The following is a 13,074-nucleotide window of genomic DNA, read 5'->3' as shown; positions in this document are numbered from 1 at the left end:
CCATGTTGGTCTCCTCGCCTCGTTTGTGCCCTTGGAGCACGTTCACTGGCACTATCAGCCAGTTTGAGGGTCGAGGCCAACATGGTATTTGGAAAGGGGGCCCGGGGGGATAACCTTTCTCCAGAAAGGTTTCCCCCCGGTCTCTCTCTTCTCCTTACCCTTTGACCGGATCCTTGTAGATCGCGCCCTGGGCGGCGGATTTGACCTGGGCGGCGTAGCGGCGAAGCAGCGGCGAGGTGATTTCCTTTTGCGGCCGTTTCCAGGCGGCGCGGCGTTTTTCCAGCTCGGCCGCGTCGACCTTGAGTTCGAGCTTGCGGCCCGGGATATCGATTTCCACGGTGTCGCCCTCATGGACCAGGGCGATGGGGCCGCCGTCGGCCGCCTCGGGTGAAACGTGGCCGATGGCCGCGCCGCGCGTGCCACCGCTGAAGCGGCCGTCGGTAATAAGCGCCACGGACGCGCCGAGGCCCATGCCCATGATGTTGGAGGTGGGGGAGAGCATCTCGCGCATGCCCGGGCCGCCCTGCGGACCTTCGTAGCGGATGACCACCACGTCGCCGGCATTGATCTTGTCGCCGAGGATGGCTTCGTTGGCCGCCTCCTCGCTATCGAAGACCCGGGCCGGGCCGGTGTGGCGCATCATTTCCGGGGCCACGGCCGACTGTTTGACCACGGCGCCGTCCGGAGCCAGGGAGCCGCGCAGGATGGCGATGCCGCCCTCGTTGGCGTAGGGCGCGTCGGCCCGGATGACGTCCGGATTTTTGATCCGCGCCTTGAGGTCATGCAGGTTCTCGCCAAGGGTCTTGCCCGTGGCGGTCATGACGTCGAGGTTGAGCAGCCCCTTGGCGGCAAGGGCGCTCATGACGGCCGGAATGCCGCCCGCGGCCTCGAGGTCGCTCAAGTAGTGGTGGCCGGCCGGGGAGAGCTTGCAGAGGTTCGGCGTCTTGCGCGAAATCTTGTCGAAGATGTCGAGGGTCAGTGGCAGGCCCGCCTCGGCGAAGACCGCTGGCAAATGCAGCACGGTATTGGTGGAGCAGCCGAGCGCCATGTCCATGGTCACGGCGTTTTCGATGCTCTTTTCGGTCACGATGTCGCGCGGACGGATGTTTTTGGCCAAGAGATCCATGACGCGCATGCCGGCGGTCTTGGCCAGCCTCACCCGTTTGGCGGTCACGGCCGGGATGGTGCCGTTGCCGGGAAGCCCGAGCCCCACCGACTCCGACAGGCAGTTCATGGAATTGGCCGTGAACATGCCCGAGCAGGAGCCGCAGCCGGGGCAGGCGTTTTGTTCCAGCTCGTCGAGTTTTTCCGCGTCGATGGCCCCGCGCTTGAACTTGCCCACGGCCTCGAACACGTCGATGAGGTCGCAGGAGCCGTCCGGCGTGGAACCGGCCATCATGGGGCCGCCGCTGACGATGATCGCCGGGATGTTGAGGCGCAGCATGGCCATGAGCATGCCCGGCACGACCTTGTCGCAGTTGGGGATCATGACCAGGGCGTCGAAGGGGTGGGCCATGGCCATGATTTCGATAGAATCGGCTATGATCTCGCGGCTGACCAGGGAAAAGTGCATGCCGTCGTGGTTCATGGCCAGCCCATCGCACACGCCGATGACCGGGAAGGCCATGGGCGTGCCGCCGGCAAGGCGTACGCCGGCCTTGACCGCGTCGGCAATGGTGTTCAGGTGGATATGGCCGGGTACGACCTCGTTGGCCGAATTGACGACGCCGATAAGCGGACGCTCCATCTCTTCCCGGGTGAGCCCCAGGGCGTAGAGCAGGGAACGGTGGGGAGCTTTTTCCAATCCTGATTTGAATTGCGAGCTGCGCATGGCGGTATCCTTGGTCCTTGAACGGTGTTGGCCGACCGGAAGCGACCGGCGGCGGGAGTTTCCCACAGGACGGGACGGGCTGGCAAGGGCGCGGCTTGCAGGAAATGCGCACTTCACGCACCATAGGGCGCATCGGAGGGAGCGTGCGCATCCTGAACCTGCACCATACCGCCTTTGTCCCGGTCTTTCGCGCCATGGGCCACGAGGTGCTCTCGCTCGGCACCACGGTCGAGTGCGACGTGCGGCTCACCGAGGCGCTTTCCCGAAACAGGCTTGGGGAACTGCTTGCCGACCGCTTTCCCGATCCCGACTGCGTGTTCTGGTTCGATTCCTGCGAAGTGCCCTGGGTCTTCGGTTTGGAGACTTTGCCCACGCTCACCATCGGCTATTCCGTGGACCAGTACATGCACCCCTGGCATGTGCCGTACAGCGCGGCCTTTGACGCCTTTTTCGTGGCGCAAAAGGATTTTCTGCCGCTTTTTACCGACTGCCCGACGGACCGCCCCGCCTTCTGGTCGCCGCTTTTCTGCAATCCCCGCCGCGACAGGGATGCGCAGCAGGAACGCGATATTCCCGTGTCCTTCGTCGGCACCCTGGACGGCCGGGTCAATCCCACGCGGCGCGCCTTTCTCGACGCCTTTCGGCAGCGCGCGCCGCTTTTCGCCACTTCCGGCAGCTATGTGCCGGTCTTTCAACGTAGCCGCATCGTGCTGAATCAAAGCGCGGCCGGGGAGCTCAATTTCCGGATTTTCGAGGCCATGGCCTGCGGCGCGGCCGTTTTGACCGAGGAGACCGGCAACGGCCTGCATGACCTTTTTACGCCAGGGGAGAACATCCTGACCTACAAGCGCGGCGACCCGGCCGATGCCGCCCGCGTGGCGCTTGAGGCCCTGGCCGATCCGCACTGCGACGACCTTGCCGCTGCCGGCAGGCGTTCGGTGCTCGCCCATCACACCATCACCCAGCGGGCCAAGACCATCCTCGACACGGCCAAAAGCCTCATCGCTTCCCGCGCCCCGGCCAAACGGCTGGCCCAACTCCCCACGACAACCATTGAAGTACGCAAGGCCTACGCCATGCTGGCCGTGGACGAGCTTCTGCCGCTCCCTGACGAACAACGATTATTTTTTTTGAAGATGGCGAATGGTTCCGGGGGGAAACCTTTCTGAAGAAAGGTTTCCCCCCGGGCCCCCTTTCCAAAGACTTCTAAGGGTTACAGCTTATTATCGCTAGAAGGCCCATAACCGTTAGAAGTTTTTGGGAGGGGAGAGCGCGAGAGGGGGACCCTTTTTTTAAAAAGGGTCCCCCTCTCGCACATTCTTTTCCTCTTCTCTCTTCTCATCTCTATCTCTTCGCTTCATACGGGCGCGCGTAGGGGTCAGGGGTTTTGTCGCCCGTGCGGAGGGACTTTTTCCACCCCATCTCGGCGATGCGCAGATAGAGCCAGCCGGGCATGGGGCAGGGCACCTGGATATTGGGGCTGGACAGATCGCTTTCGGTTGCCTGACCGACCAGAAGCGCCGCTTTTTTCTCCAGGGCCCACCGGACGCGACGTCCCATGAAACCGAATTTCTCCAACTCCCGGCCCGTATAGAATCCGCCACCGCCGACGGACACCCCGCCAAGCCAGGCGAAACCCAGTTGCGACGCCGCCAGACGGCAGCCCTCCAAGGCGGCGTCGTTGTTGCGCGCTTCGGGAAAGCCGCAATTGGCGATGGCCACAAAGCCGGTTTGCCGGGTGGTGGCGGTTCCGGGGCCAAGCGCGGCCAGATGGCTGAGGACAGCCGTCACATGGCCCGGCAGAAAATCGCCGTAGAGCGGGAAGGCGAGGGCAACGCCGTCCGCCTGTTCCACCAGCGTGACGAGCCGATCGAAAACCTCCGCCTTCCCGGCGGCCTCCAAGAGGCTCACGGTTTCCGTGCGCGCGCCTCGGGCGGACAGGCATTTCGCCAGATAGTTGCCCAGGATTCCGGACACACTGCCGGTGCGTTTCGGCGAGCCGTTGCAGATGACGATTGTGGGCGGCGTGGTGGGAGCAGGGCGTTGGCCGAAGGAAAACGCCTGTTTGAGCTTCGCGCGCCAGATTTCCGGCGTGTCCGTGGCCTGGACCACGCAGGCCGCCCGGCGTTGCGCGCCCATATTGGCCGCGTTGCGATCGATGAGGGCGCGAAACAGCTGTTCCTGCGCGGCATCATGCTGCGGCAGCAAGCCAAGGCCCATGATATCGGGATTGCGGCCGTAGCGCAGGGGATGTCGGGTACGGCCCGCGACCTTATGAAAAAACGGCAGCAGGGCAGGGAGCACGCAACGCTCGAGGACCATCTTCATCTGTCCGGACAACCCGCCAAAGACAACAGGCGAGGCGAAGACGACCGCATCGGACGCGACCAACCGGCCGACAAGCTCCCGGCACGGGTCGTCTATCAGGCACCGGCCGGGTGTTTTCATCCAGCAACCGAAGCAGCCTTTGCACGGCGACACGCAAAGACGTTCCACATCGACCACATCCAGGACATAGCCGGCCTCTTGGGCCGTTTCCCGCACCAGGCCGCGAAACACGTCTTTTGCCGGCCAATCCTGCCCGAGCCCGTCAAAAAACAAACAAATTTTTGCCATACCGCTTCCTCCCGGAGTGGATTCATGTTGGCAATGGCAACATCCGTGTATCTTCCCATGTGGACATCGTCAACATTGTTTGCTTCAATACCCGGCAAGGAACACGACAACCCATGCATGATGACGCCTATCACCACGGCAATCTACGGAAGGCTTTGCTCGATGCCGGCGAACGGCTGCTGGAGCGGGACGGAGGAGGGGGCATGAGCCTGCGGGACCTGGCCCGCACGGCCGGCGTGAGCCATACCGCGCCGTATCGGCACTTCGCCTCCAAGTCCGACCTGCTGGCCGCTTTGGCGGCGCGCGGCTTCGACCGGCTGCATGAGAAGCTGGACCGTATCGCGGCCGATACGCATATGGACGCCGGGGAGCAATTCCTGGCGTCTTGCAAATGCTACATCGACCTCGGCGTTTCCCGGCCGGCCATGTACCGGCTTATGTTTGGTGATGCCGCCCGGCCGGAGCACATGAATCCGGAATTGCGGGAAGCGGGGAAGGGGGCGTACGACGCGCTGATCGGGTCCCTGACCCGGGGCCAGGAAGCGGGATTTTTCCGACAGGGACCGCCCCATGTCCTGGCCGTGACCGTATGGTCCCTGGTGCATGGTCTGACGGATTTGGCCATCGCGGGGCATCTGCCGTCAGGATGCGGCCTTGTCCCGGATGGCGACGAAATCAGCGACGCGGCCTGTGCCTTGCTGCTCAGCGGTCTTTTGCCTGCCGGCGGTCAACCTTGACCGACACGCGCTCCACCACCTTGCGGTAATAGTCCGCGTCCTGTTCAAGATTGACCGGCCGGCGGCGGCGCGCATTGACCTTCATGACGAGGTAATTGAGCTTTTGCATCTGCCGGTAGCGTTCCTGCTCGTCGGTCGCGGCGGCAATGCGCTCCTCGGCAATGATGCTCACGGCAAAAAGCATGGCCCTACCTCATTGCTGTTGCATGAATTTCTGGATGCGCGGCAGACCGTCATCGAGCCAGGTCACGACCTTGGGCACAACGCGCCCCAGGGCATCGGAGGCGGCCTTGGCCACGGCATCGCCGCTGAAATTGTCCAGCGGCGCATAGGCGTTGAAGTCCCCGCTGGAAATACGCGTCCCCAGATTCCGGGACCACAGGTCAAGGTGGAGCGACACCACAAACCGGCCGCCCTCGGTCTCGTCCACGTTGAACGCGGTAAGCTGGCCGGTCAGGACCGCGTCATGGGTCACGCGCGGCTGGTAATCGACCGGGGTGAGGCTCGCGGACTGGCATTCGATGCCGTGGCGCAAGGCCTGTCCCACCAGGTCCTGGGGCGCGCCTTCCCAGTAGTACTGGAGGCTCGCGGTCAGCACATTGTCATGGGCGGTCAGGACTGCGGTGCGATCCAGGTTCTCCAGGGCCTTGAGCGGCTTGATCCCGAGCGGCAGGCGCTGCTGGGCATTGGCGGAGCCGGGGCAGGGGGCCTGGCCCAAATCCACCCGCAGGAATTGCTGGGGCGGCGGCGGCTTGCCGAAACAACCGGCAAGGCTCGCGGCCAGGATCAGGCTGAAAACAATCCAAACGGCAACAGGGGAAAAACGCTTCATATCATCTGCCCGCTGGCGGCCGGATAAGCTCCCAGGGCCGCTCGCGCAGCCGGCCCATGAGGTCTTTGACTTCCCGGCTCGTCCGGTTGAGGTTTTTGAGAATATCTTCCAACTGTTCCTGGTCGTAATTGAAGCCCTGGCGCACATCGGTCACAAGGCCGCCGATGCCGTCGGTCTTGCGCTGGATATTGACGAGCGTCCTGACCAGTTCCCTTTCCACCGAAGACACGGCCTTGTCCATGCGCTTAAGCGATGCGTCCAGGGTATCGGCCGCCTTGCCGCCCTTGGTCGAGAGCTTGTCCCAATTGGTGCGGAAATCGTTGGCCGCCCGGCGCAGATCCTCCACCAGTTTGGGCGTGTTTTCCAGGGCCCGGCGCAGGGATTCGGTGTTCTCCTTGCTGAAAAGCTTGTCGATGTTGTCGGCGATGTCGTTTATTTTCGGCCGGATGTCATCGAGCAGATCGCCCGCCTTGGCCGCCAGTTCCTGCATATCCATGGTGGGTATGGATGGGATCGTTTGGCCGGGCTCCAAACGCGCGCCAGGTTCGCCGCGCAGGTCGAGCAGGACATAATAATCCCCCACCAGCCCCTTTTGGGCAATGCGGGCCACGGTTCCGGAAAACAGCGGAAACCCTTGTTTGATGTCGACCTTCACGGCGATGTAGTGCGGATCGCCGGGGTCGAGGTCTATGGACGCCACCCGGCCGATGTCCAGGCCCGCGTATTTGACGGTCCGCCCGGGGCTCAAATCCTTCACCGAAGTGAACCGGATCAGGTAATGGTCGTATTTGACCCAGAACCAGTTACCGCCGAGCACCACCATGAACGCGCCCAGGATGCAAAGGCCAAGCAGCAGCGTCCCGTAGGCCTTGAAGTACTCCGAGCGACTCGCCTTGGCTGACAGCATCAATCCCCCTCGGATGCGGCGCACGGTACCGCCATGGCATGTCGGCGCGCCACGAGATCGGCCCATGGTTCTTCCAGAATGCGGCTTTCCCGGGACGGCAACCGACGCAGAAACTGCCCGATGAACGGGTCGTCGCAGGCCGCCAGATCGGGCAGGGACCCCTGAAACAGCATCCGGCCGGAACCCAGCACCACCACATGGTCGGCAATGGCGTACAGGCTTTCCAGGTCATGGGTCACGACCACGATGGTCATGTCGAACGTGGCCTTGAGCTCGAGAATGAGTTGGTCCATGTCCGCGGCCGTGATGGGGTCCAGACCCGATGTCGGTTCGTCGCACAAAAGCACGGCCGGATCGAGGGCCATGGCCCGGGCCAGCCCGGCCCGCTTGCGCATGCCCCCGGAAAGTTCGCTCGGGAAATAGTTCATGAAGTCGCCAAGGCCCACCAGACGCAGCTTGAGTCCGACCACTTCCTCGATAAGCGAATTGGACAACTCGGTGTGTTCGCGCAGGGGCAGGGCGATGTTCTCGCCCAGGCGCAACGAGCCCAGGAGCGCCCCGTCCTGAAAGAGCACTCCCATGTGCCGGCGCATGGCCAGCCGCTCGCCGGCGTCCATGGCCGCCATGTCGCGGCTGCCGAGGACGATGCGTCCCGATTTTATGGGGACCAGCCCGATGATGTTGCGCAACAGCGTGGATTTGCCGCAGCCCGAGCCGCCGAGGATCACGCTGATTTTCCCGCCGGGGAGTGTGGTTTCCACCCCGGAGAGCACCACCCGCTCGCCGTATCCGACGCAGACGTCCTGCAAACCGATATCCGGCGATTCCAGGCGACCCGCCACGCAACACTCCTTTTTCAGCGGAAGATATAATTGAGGGCCGTAAAAAACAAATCCAAAAGAATCATGAGAAAGATGGATTGTACCACCGCCCGGGTCGTGCGCCGCCCGACGTCGGCCGCGCCCTCCCGGGCCAAAAAGCCCTGCCAACAGGAGACGATAGTGATCGTTACGCCAAAGCCGGCGCTTTTGACCAGCCCCGAGAGCAGGTCGCGCATGGTCAGAAACCCGGCGGTCTGGAGAAAATAGGCCTTGCCGGAAAGTCCCAGGGCCAGGGCGGAAAAAATGCCGCCGGCGGAGACGCCCACGCAGTCGCCCCATAAGGTGAGCAGGGGGGCCATGACGCACATGGCCGCGAATTTCGGCCAGACCAGAAACCGGACCGGGTCCACCCCCATGACCTCCAGGGCGTCGATCTCCTCGGAAATGCGCATGGTGGCGATTTCGGCGGTAAAGGCCGCGCCGGCCCGGCCGGCCAGGATGAGGCAGGTGAGAAGCGGCCCGAGTTCTGTGATGATGGAATAGCCGACCAGATTGGCCACGTAGCTCAGGGCCCCGACCTTTTCCAGCTGGGTGGCCGATTGCAGGGCCAGGATGATGCCGACGCAGGCGGAGATGATGCTGATGATCGGCAGCGAATCCGCACCGATCCAGGCCATGTGCGACCAAGTCCGCGAGCGCAGATACGTCTTGGTGCGCCGTAGCGGGTTTATCGTCCCCCTGGCGCAACGTATAAGCCCCGAAACCAACCAGACAAGTGTGGCCGCGTCCCCCTGCGCCATGGCGTATTGTCTCCCGATTGGGGAGGATGCGAGAGGGGAAACCCTTTTGCAAAGGGTTCTCCCCTCTCGCGCTCTCCCTTTCCTAAATTTTTTATTTTGTAGACGGGAGAGAGTGAACCCTTTTTGAAAGTCTTTGGAAAGGGGGTCCGGGGGGAAACTTTTCTTCAGAAAAGTTTCCCCCCGGTTCTTCCTCTTGCCGGTCTAGTCGGTCAGGCCGAACAGATCGGACAGTTGCGTCAGGTTGAAGAGCTTGCGGACCTGGGGCGAAATCGACCGAATAGCCACAGATCGCCCCGTTTCCGCCAGTTGCTTGCGCAGTTCGAGCAGCAGGGCCAGACCGGAACTGTCGATGTAGGTCAGGTCCGCCAAGTCCAGCTCGATGTCTTTCCCCGTCTTGCCGACAAGTTCCAGCAGGCGCTCCCTGACCGTGGGCGTAACCGAAAAATCGATTTCACCCGAAAATACGATCACCCCGGGCCCGTCCCCGGTTGTCAGCCGCCAAAGGGCTTCCTTGCGTGCGTCGTGGTCGTCCAAACCGCCTCCCGCCGTCCCTGCGTTTGCAATACCAAGCCCGGCCATACGAGCTCCCCGGGCCGAACCGCCAATGCCGCCTCACCTTGCGTTTATTCGCCGCCCTCGGCGGTGAGCGTCTCGGCCAAACCAAAACGTTCGAGGAGCCCGGCCAGTTCGCGGCGTGAGCTGTAGTGAAAGGTGATTTTGCCGTGATCGACCGAACCCGCCGCCTTGACCATGACGCCGGCCCGCTCCGTGAGCGGACCTTCGATATCCCTGAGCACCTGCTCCAGAACGGTTTTCCTGGCCGGACGCGCTGTTTTCTCCCGAACGGACCTAGTGCCGCTTTCAGGGAGCTTCCCATGAATCTTGGCGTAGCCGGCCGCGTCCTCGGCCTCGCGCACACTGCATCCCGTCTCCACGATACGCCGCCACAAGGCCTCGCAGAGGGCCGGGTCCGGCAGCGACAACAGCGCCCGGGCATGGCCGGCGGTCAGCACGCCCTTGGCCAAATCCTCCTGGATGGGCGCGGGCAGTTGCAGCAGGCGCAGGGCGTTGGCCACGGCAGGACGGCTTTTGCCCACTTTTTTGGCCAGGGCGTCCTGGCTCATGCCGAACCGGGTCAGGAGCAGATGCAGGCCGTTGGCCTCTTCCATGGGATTGAGGTCTTCGCGCTGGAGGTTTTCCACCATGGCCAGGGCCAGGCTTTGTTCGTCGTCCACTTCCCGCACGAGGACCGGGATTTCGGTCAGGCCGGCCAATCGGGCGGCCCGCCAGCGGCGTTCGCCGGCCACGATTTCATGGGTCGCGCCCGCGGCATCGGCCACCGGACGCACCAGCACGGGTTGCAACAATCCCTGTTCCCGGATCGAGGCCGCCAGATCGGTCAGGGCATCCTGGTCGAACGCCCGGCGCGGCTGCTCCGGGTTGGGGCGGATGGCTTCCAGGGCCAGGGTCTGCACATCTCCCCCGGCCTTGTCGTCCCGATAGCCGCCAAGCAGGGCTTCGAGTCCCCTGCCAAGTCCTTTCTGGGCCTGCGCCATGCCATATTCCTTCTTGCAACGTTTGCGAGCGCACCGTATCCGTGATCGGACTTGACGCGCGATGCGGGAACGTTACCTTCTTTTCATGTCTTTTGAAATGGCCGTCTCGTGACGCAATCGCGCCAATTCCTAAAAACCGTTTAAGGAGTCCTTCGTGCCACCCATCTCATCCCATTTCCTGGAACTCTACGATGCCGCCGGCGCCTTGCGCAGTGTGCGGTTAAGCCCCGAACTGTGGGAAGCCGTCAAGGACAACCTGCTCCCCGTCATCGAAAAAGCGCTGTATGTCCTGGACCCGTCCTGCCGCCCGGAGCCGGAGGAACGTCCCGAGCCCATCAAGGACTGGGAGAACCTGCTGGCCTATTGGGATTTCACCTATGAGCCGAGCTATGACGTGGCCTGCGCCCATTGTGGCGCCTCCACCGAGGACTGGCGCCAGGACGACCCGCGCAAGTTCCGCTTGCGCACGGCCAACCTCGGGGGACTGGTAACCTTCCAGTGCCAGTCCTGCAAGTCCCTGGTGCTCAAAAAGCATTTCAAGAAGCATCTCACCGTGGAATGCCAGCCCTTCGTGGAACACAAATAACCTGTGCACAGCCCAAAAAAGGCCGCTTCCGAAAGGAGGCGGCCTTTTTTGTTTCACGTGAAACGCCGTTTTTCCGGCGGCGTCGTGAAAAGAAACTGCGTTCGATTATCCGAATGATGTCCTGAGCGCGATGGGCGACAAAAGAGGCCTCAGGCCGGCAGCCGCCGGACGACTTCCTGGGCCAGGGACAGATAAGCCGAGGCGCCGCGGGATTTGACGTCGTGGGTCAGGACCGGCTTGCCGTAACTGGGCGCTTCGGACAGACGGATATTACGCGGAATGAGGGTCTGGAAATACAGCTTGGGAAAGCATTTCCAGATCTCGCGCTTGACATGGCGGTTGAGTTTGTTGCGGCCGTCATACATGGTCAGGGCGACGCCCAGAAGCGTCAGACGGTTATTGAAGCGTTTGCGCACATGGTCAAACGTGCGCAGCAACTGGGCGATGCCTTCCAGGGCATAGTACTCGCATTGCAGCGGCACCAGAAGCTCGCTGGCCGCGCAAAGGGCGTTGAGGGTCACCAGACCCAGGGAGGGCGGACAATCGAGCAGGATGTACTCATAGTCATCCTGCACACCGTCGATCAATGCCCGGAGGAAATATTCCCGCCGCGGTTTGTCCACCAGTTCGATTTCAGCAGCCACAAGATCAGGACCGGAAGGAAGCACGCTCAGAAAGGGGAGTTCCGTGCCGACAATGGCTGCCTTGGCCCGGGCCGGTTCATACAAAACCGTGTACAGATTTTCGGAAACCTGGTCGGAATAGACGGAAAGGCCGCTGCCGGCATTGGCCTGCGGATCACAATCGATCAGCAGGGTTTTTTTTTCCATGACGGCCAGGGAAGCGGAAAGATTGACCGCCGTCGTGGTCTTGCCGACGCCGCCCTTTTGATTGGCAATAACGATGACCCGCGCCATAAGCCCTCCTTGATCCCCTATGATCAGCCAGGACGCAACGCGCCGCGGCGCAGACATGTTTCACGTGAAACAGTGGAAAAGGCTTAATCGCGGAACATGCGATGGCAATACGATTGCGCGTCATCCAGGGACTCGACGAGCATGACGCATCCTTCCACGTCGCCCTTTTTGACGGCATTGAGCAGCTGTCCGGCAAGATGGGAAAAATCCTCGGCCTCGTCCATCCACGTTTCACCGGCCTGCTGGTGCAGGCGTTGGGCTAAACGGAAAAAACGATTCACATCCGCTTCTTCAGGAAGATTGGCTTCCGCGACCTGGCTTTGGATTTTCGTAAAAACCGTTTCAAGATCACGTTTCGTGGTCTGGAATTCCATTACCTGGTTCCGTCCTTGAGGCAGTTTGAACGTTGGTAACAGCTTCGATTAGTGTACCTTATCCATCCTGTCAATATCAAGCCCGGTAATATTGCCGGTACCACTCAATAAACCGGGCAATGCCGGTTTCAATGGGCGTCGACGGCTTGAATCCCACGTCACGAATCAGATCGTCAACATTGGCATACGTTGCCGGAACGTCGCCAGGCTGCAACGGCAACATCTCCTTCATTGCTTTTTTGCCCAAAGCATCTTCAATAGTCTCGATAAAATGCATAAGGGTAACACTATTGTTGTTGCCAATGTTATACAGCCGATACGGTGCTATACTGCTGCCGGGATCGGGTGATGCGGGATTCCAGGTTGGATTGGGTGTGGGGGTATTTTGCGTCACCCGGACAACCCCTTCCACTATATCGTCGATGTACGTAAAATCACGCTCCATACGCCCGTGATTGAAGACCTGAATGGGCTTGTCTTCAAGAATGGCTTTTGTAAATAAAAACAAAGCCATATCCGGACGACCCCAGGGACCGTACACTGTAAAAAACCGCAATCCGGTACACGGAAGGCCATACAGATAACTGTAGGAATGGGCCATCAACTCGTTGGATTTCTTTGACGCGGCATACAGGCTGATGGGGTGGTCCACATTGTCGTGGACGGAAAAAGGCATGGTCGTATTGAGACCGTACACGGAGCTGGAAGAAGCAAAGACGAAATGGTCGACCTTGTTCTGACGGCAATTTTCCAGAATGTTGAAATAGCCGAGCAGATTGGTTTGAACATAGTCCTCGGGATGCGTCAGGCTGTGACGTACGCCTGCCTGGGCGGCCAGGTTGACAACATGGCTGAATTTGCCATCGGCAAAAAGGCTGTCCATAGCCTGCCGATCGGCCATATCGGCTTTGACGAATCGGAACTGCTTCTCGGCAGCGAGAATATCGATCCGATCCTGTTTGAGGGCAACGGAATAGTAGGGACTCATGTTGTCCAGACCGGTCACGGTATGACCCATGGACAGAAATCGACGGCATAAATGGAAGCCGATAAATCCGGCAGCGCCGGTGACAAGAATGTTCATGGCTCCTCTGGGT

Annotated in this window: 15 protein-coding genes; 3 read left to right on the top strand and 12 right to left on the bottom strand. The window is 61.4% G+C overall.

Features of this window, described 5'->3' with window-relative positions:
• Positions 1 to 154: 154 nt before the first annotated feature.
• Complete coding sequence (gene ilvD / locus ACMZ6R_RS13185; RefSeq protein WP_416112170.1) at positions 155 to 1,831, bottom strand: dihydroxy-acid dehydratase; 1,677 nt, start codon at positions 1,829 to 1,831, stop codon at positions 155 to 157.
• A gap of 143 nt (positions 1,832 to 1,974) precedes the next feature.
• Between ilvD and ACMZ6R_RS13180 the strand changes: the two genes are divergently transcribed.
• Positions 1,975 to 3,000, top strand: coding sequence for a glycosyltransferase family protein (locus ACMZ6R_RS13180; RefSeq protein WP_416112168.1), 1,026 nt, complete (start codon positions 1,975 to 1,977; stop codon positions 2,998 to 3,000).
• A gap of 175 nt (positions 3,001 to 3,175) precedes the next feature.
• Here ACMZ6R_RS13180 and ACMZ6R_RS13175 read toward each other — a convergent pair whose 3' ends face one another.
• On the bottom strand, positions 3,176 to 4,447 hold the full coding sequence (locus ACMZ6R_RS13175; protein ID WP_416112166.1) for an NAD(P)H-dependent oxidoreductase: 1,272 nt from the start codon (positions 4,445 to 4,447) through the stop codon (positions 3,176 to 3,178).
• A 113-nt stretch (positions 4,448 to 4,560) separates the two neighbouring features.
• On the opposite strand from ACMZ6R_RS13175, the gene ACMZ6R_RS13170 reads away from it, so the two are divergent.
• The gene (locus ACMZ6R_RS13170) at positions 4,561 to 5,184 is read left to right on the top strand and encodes a TetR/AcrR family transcriptional regulator (protein ID WP_416112164.1); all 624 of its coding nucleotides are present in this window, start codon (positions 4,561 to 4,563) and stop codon (positions 5,182 to 5,184) included.
• Here ACMZ6R_RS13170 and ACMZ6R_RS13165 read toward each other — a convergent pair.
• From ACMZ6R_RS13165 to ACMZ6R_RS13135, 7 genes are all read right to left on the bottom strand, one after another.
• Positions 5,150 to 5,368, bottom strand: a complete 219-nt coding sequence (locus ACMZ6R_RS13165; RefSeq protein WP_416112162.1) for a hypothetical protein — start codon at positions 5,366 to 5,368, stop codon at positions 5,150 to 5,152. The genes ACMZ6R_RS13170 and ACMZ6R_RS13165 overlap by 35 nt on opposite strands.
• A gap of 9 nt (positions 5,369 to 5,377) precedes the next feature.
• Complete coding sequence (locus ACMZ6R_RS13160) at positions 5,378 to 6,016, bottom strand: ABC-type transport auxiliary lipoprotein family protein (protein ID WP_416112160.1); 639 nt, start codon at positions 6,014 to 6,016, stop codon at positions 5,378 to 5,380.
• Position 6,017: 1 nt separating this feature from the next.
• Positions 6,018 to 6,923, bottom strand: a complete 906-nt coding sequence (locus ACMZ6R_RS13155) for an MlaD family protein (protein WP_416112158.1) — start codon at positions 6,921 to 6,923, stop codon at positions 6,018 to 6,020.
• Positions 6,923 to 7,765, bottom strand: a complete 843-nt coding sequence (locus tag ACMZ6R_RS13150; RefSeq protein ID WP_416112156.1) for an ABC transporter ATP-binding protein — start codon at positions 7,763 to 7,765, stop codon at positions 6,923 to 6,925. The genes ACMZ6R_RS13155 and ACMZ6R_RS13150 overlap by 1 nt, the downstream gene beginning before the upstream one ends.
• Before the next feature lie 14 nt (positions 7,766 to 7,779).
• Positions 7,780 to 8,544 carry an ABC transporter permease gene (locus ACMZ6R_RS13145; protein WP_416112154.1) on the bottom strand — a complete coding sequence of 255 codons (765 nt, stop codon included), beginning with the start codon at positions 8,542 to 8,544 and terminating at the stop codon, positions 7,780 to 7,782.
• A gap of 201 nt (positions 8,545 to 8,745) precedes the next feature.
• Positions 8,746 to 9,078 (bottom strand): STAS domain-containing protein, encoded by a 333-nt coding sequence (locus ACMZ6R_RS13140; RefSeq protein WP_416112152.1) that lies wholly within the window; start codon positions 9,076 to 9,078, stop codon positions 8,746 to 8,748.
• An 89-nt stretch (positions 9,079 to 9,167) separates the two neighbouring features.
• Positions 9,168 to 10,100: a ParB/RepB/Spo0J family partition protein gene (locus tag ACMZ6R_RS13135; RefSeq protein ID WP_416112150.1), complete on the bottom strand. Its 933-nt coding sequence runs from the start codon at positions 10,098 to 10,100 to the stop codon at positions 9,168 to 9,170.
• A gap of 154 nt (positions 10,101 to 10,254) precedes the next feature.
• On the opposite strand from ACMZ6R_RS13135, the gene ACMZ6R_RS13130 reads away from it, so the two are divergent.
• Complete coding sequence (locus ACMZ6R_RS13130; protein WP_416112148.1) at positions 10,255 to 10,686, top strand: hypothetical protein; 432 nt, start codon at positions 10,255 to 10,257, stop codon at positions 10,684 to 10,686.
• 149 nt (positions 10,687 to 10,835) lie between these two features.
• Here ACMZ6R_RS13130 and ACMZ6R_RS13125 read toward each other — a convergent pair whose 3' ends face one another.
• From ACMZ6R_RS13125 to ACMZ6R_RS13115, 3 genes are all read right to left on the bottom strand, one after another.
• On the bottom strand, positions 10,836 to 11,603 hold the full coding sequence (locus ACMZ6R_RS13125; protein WP_416112146.1) for a ParA family protein: 768 nt from the start codon (positions 11,601 to 11,603) through the stop codon (positions 10,836 to 10,838).
• 83 nt (positions 11,604 to 11,686) lie between these two features.
• Positions 11,687 to 11,977 carry a GAK system XXXCH domain-containing protein gene (locus ACMZ6R_RS13120; RefSeq protein ID WP_416112144.1) on the bottom strand — a complete coding sequence of 97 codons (291 nt, stop codon included), beginning with the start codon at positions 11,975 to 11,977 and terminating at the stop codon, positions 11,687 to 11,689.
• A 76-nt stretch (positions 11,978 to 12,053) separates the two neighbouring features.
• Positions 12,054 to 13,061: an NAD-dependent epimerase gene (locus tag ACMZ6R_RS13115; protein WP_416112142.1), complete on the bottom strand. Its 1,008-nt coding sequence runs from the start codon at positions 13,059 to 13,061 to the stop codon at positions 12,054 to 12,056.
• Between the last annotated feature and the right edge of the window lie 13 nt (positions 13,062 to 13,074).

Source organism: Solidesulfovibrio sp. C21 (genome assembly GCF_047785625.1).
Taxonomy (GTDB): domain Bacteria; phylum Desulfobacterota; class Desulfovibrionia; order Desulfovibrionales; family Desulfovibrionaceae; genus Solidesulfovibrio.
The sequence above is the reverse complement of the archived record's forward strand: the minus strand, read 5'-3'. Positions and strand labels throughout refer to the sequence as shown.

Excerpts from the sequence above, each read along its gene's own strand:
- ilvD (WP_416112170.1), bottom strand. The coding sequence starts at position 1,831 with ATGCGCAGCTCGCAATTCAAATCAGGATTGGAAAAAGCTCCCCACCGT.
- ACMZ6R_RS13175 (WP_416112166.1), bottom strand. The coding sequence starts at position 4,447 with ATGGCAAAAATTTGTTTGTTTTTTGACGGGCTCGGGCAGGATTGGCCG.
- ACMZ6R_RS13170 (WP_416112164.1), top strand. The coding sequence starts at position 4,561 with ATGCATGATGACGCCTATCACCACGGCAATCTACGGAAGGCTTTGCTC.
- ACMZ6R_RS13165 (WP_416112162.1), bottom strand. The coding sequence starts at position 5,368 with ATGCTTTTTGCCGTGAGCATCATTGCCGAGGAGCGCATTGCCGCCGCG.
- ACMZ6R_RS13160 (WP_416112160.1), bottom strand. The coding sequence starts at position 6,016 with ATGAAGCGTTTTTCCCCTGTTGCCGTTTGGATTGTTTTCAGCCTGATC.
- ACMZ6R_RS13155 (WP_416112158.1), bottom strand. The coding sequence starts at position 6,923 with ATGCTGTCAGCCAAGGCGAGTCGCTCGGAGTACTTCAAGGCCTACGGG.
- ACMZ6R_RS13145 (WP_416112154.1), bottom strand. The coding sequence starts at position 8,544 with ATGGCGCAGGGGGACGCGGCCACACTTGTCTGGTTGGTTTCGGGGCTT.
- ACMZ6R_RS13135 (WP_416112150.1), bottom strand. The coding sequence starts at position 10,100 with ATGGCGCAGGCCCAGAAAGGACTTGGCAGGGGACTCGAAGCCCTGCTT.
- ACMZ6R_RS13125 (WP_416112146.1), bottom strand. The coding sequence starts at position 11,603 with ATGGCGCGGGTCATCGTTATTGCCAATCAAAAGGGCGGCGTCGGCAAG.
- ACMZ6R_RS13120 (WP_416112144.1), bottom strand. The coding sequence starts at position 11,977 with ATGGAATTCCAGACCACGAAACGTGATCTTGAAACGGTTTTTACGAAA.
- ACMZ6R_RS13115 (WP_416112142.1), bottom strand. The coding sequence starts at position 13,061 with ATGAACATTCTTGTCACCGGCGCTGCCGGATTTATCGGCTTCCATTTA.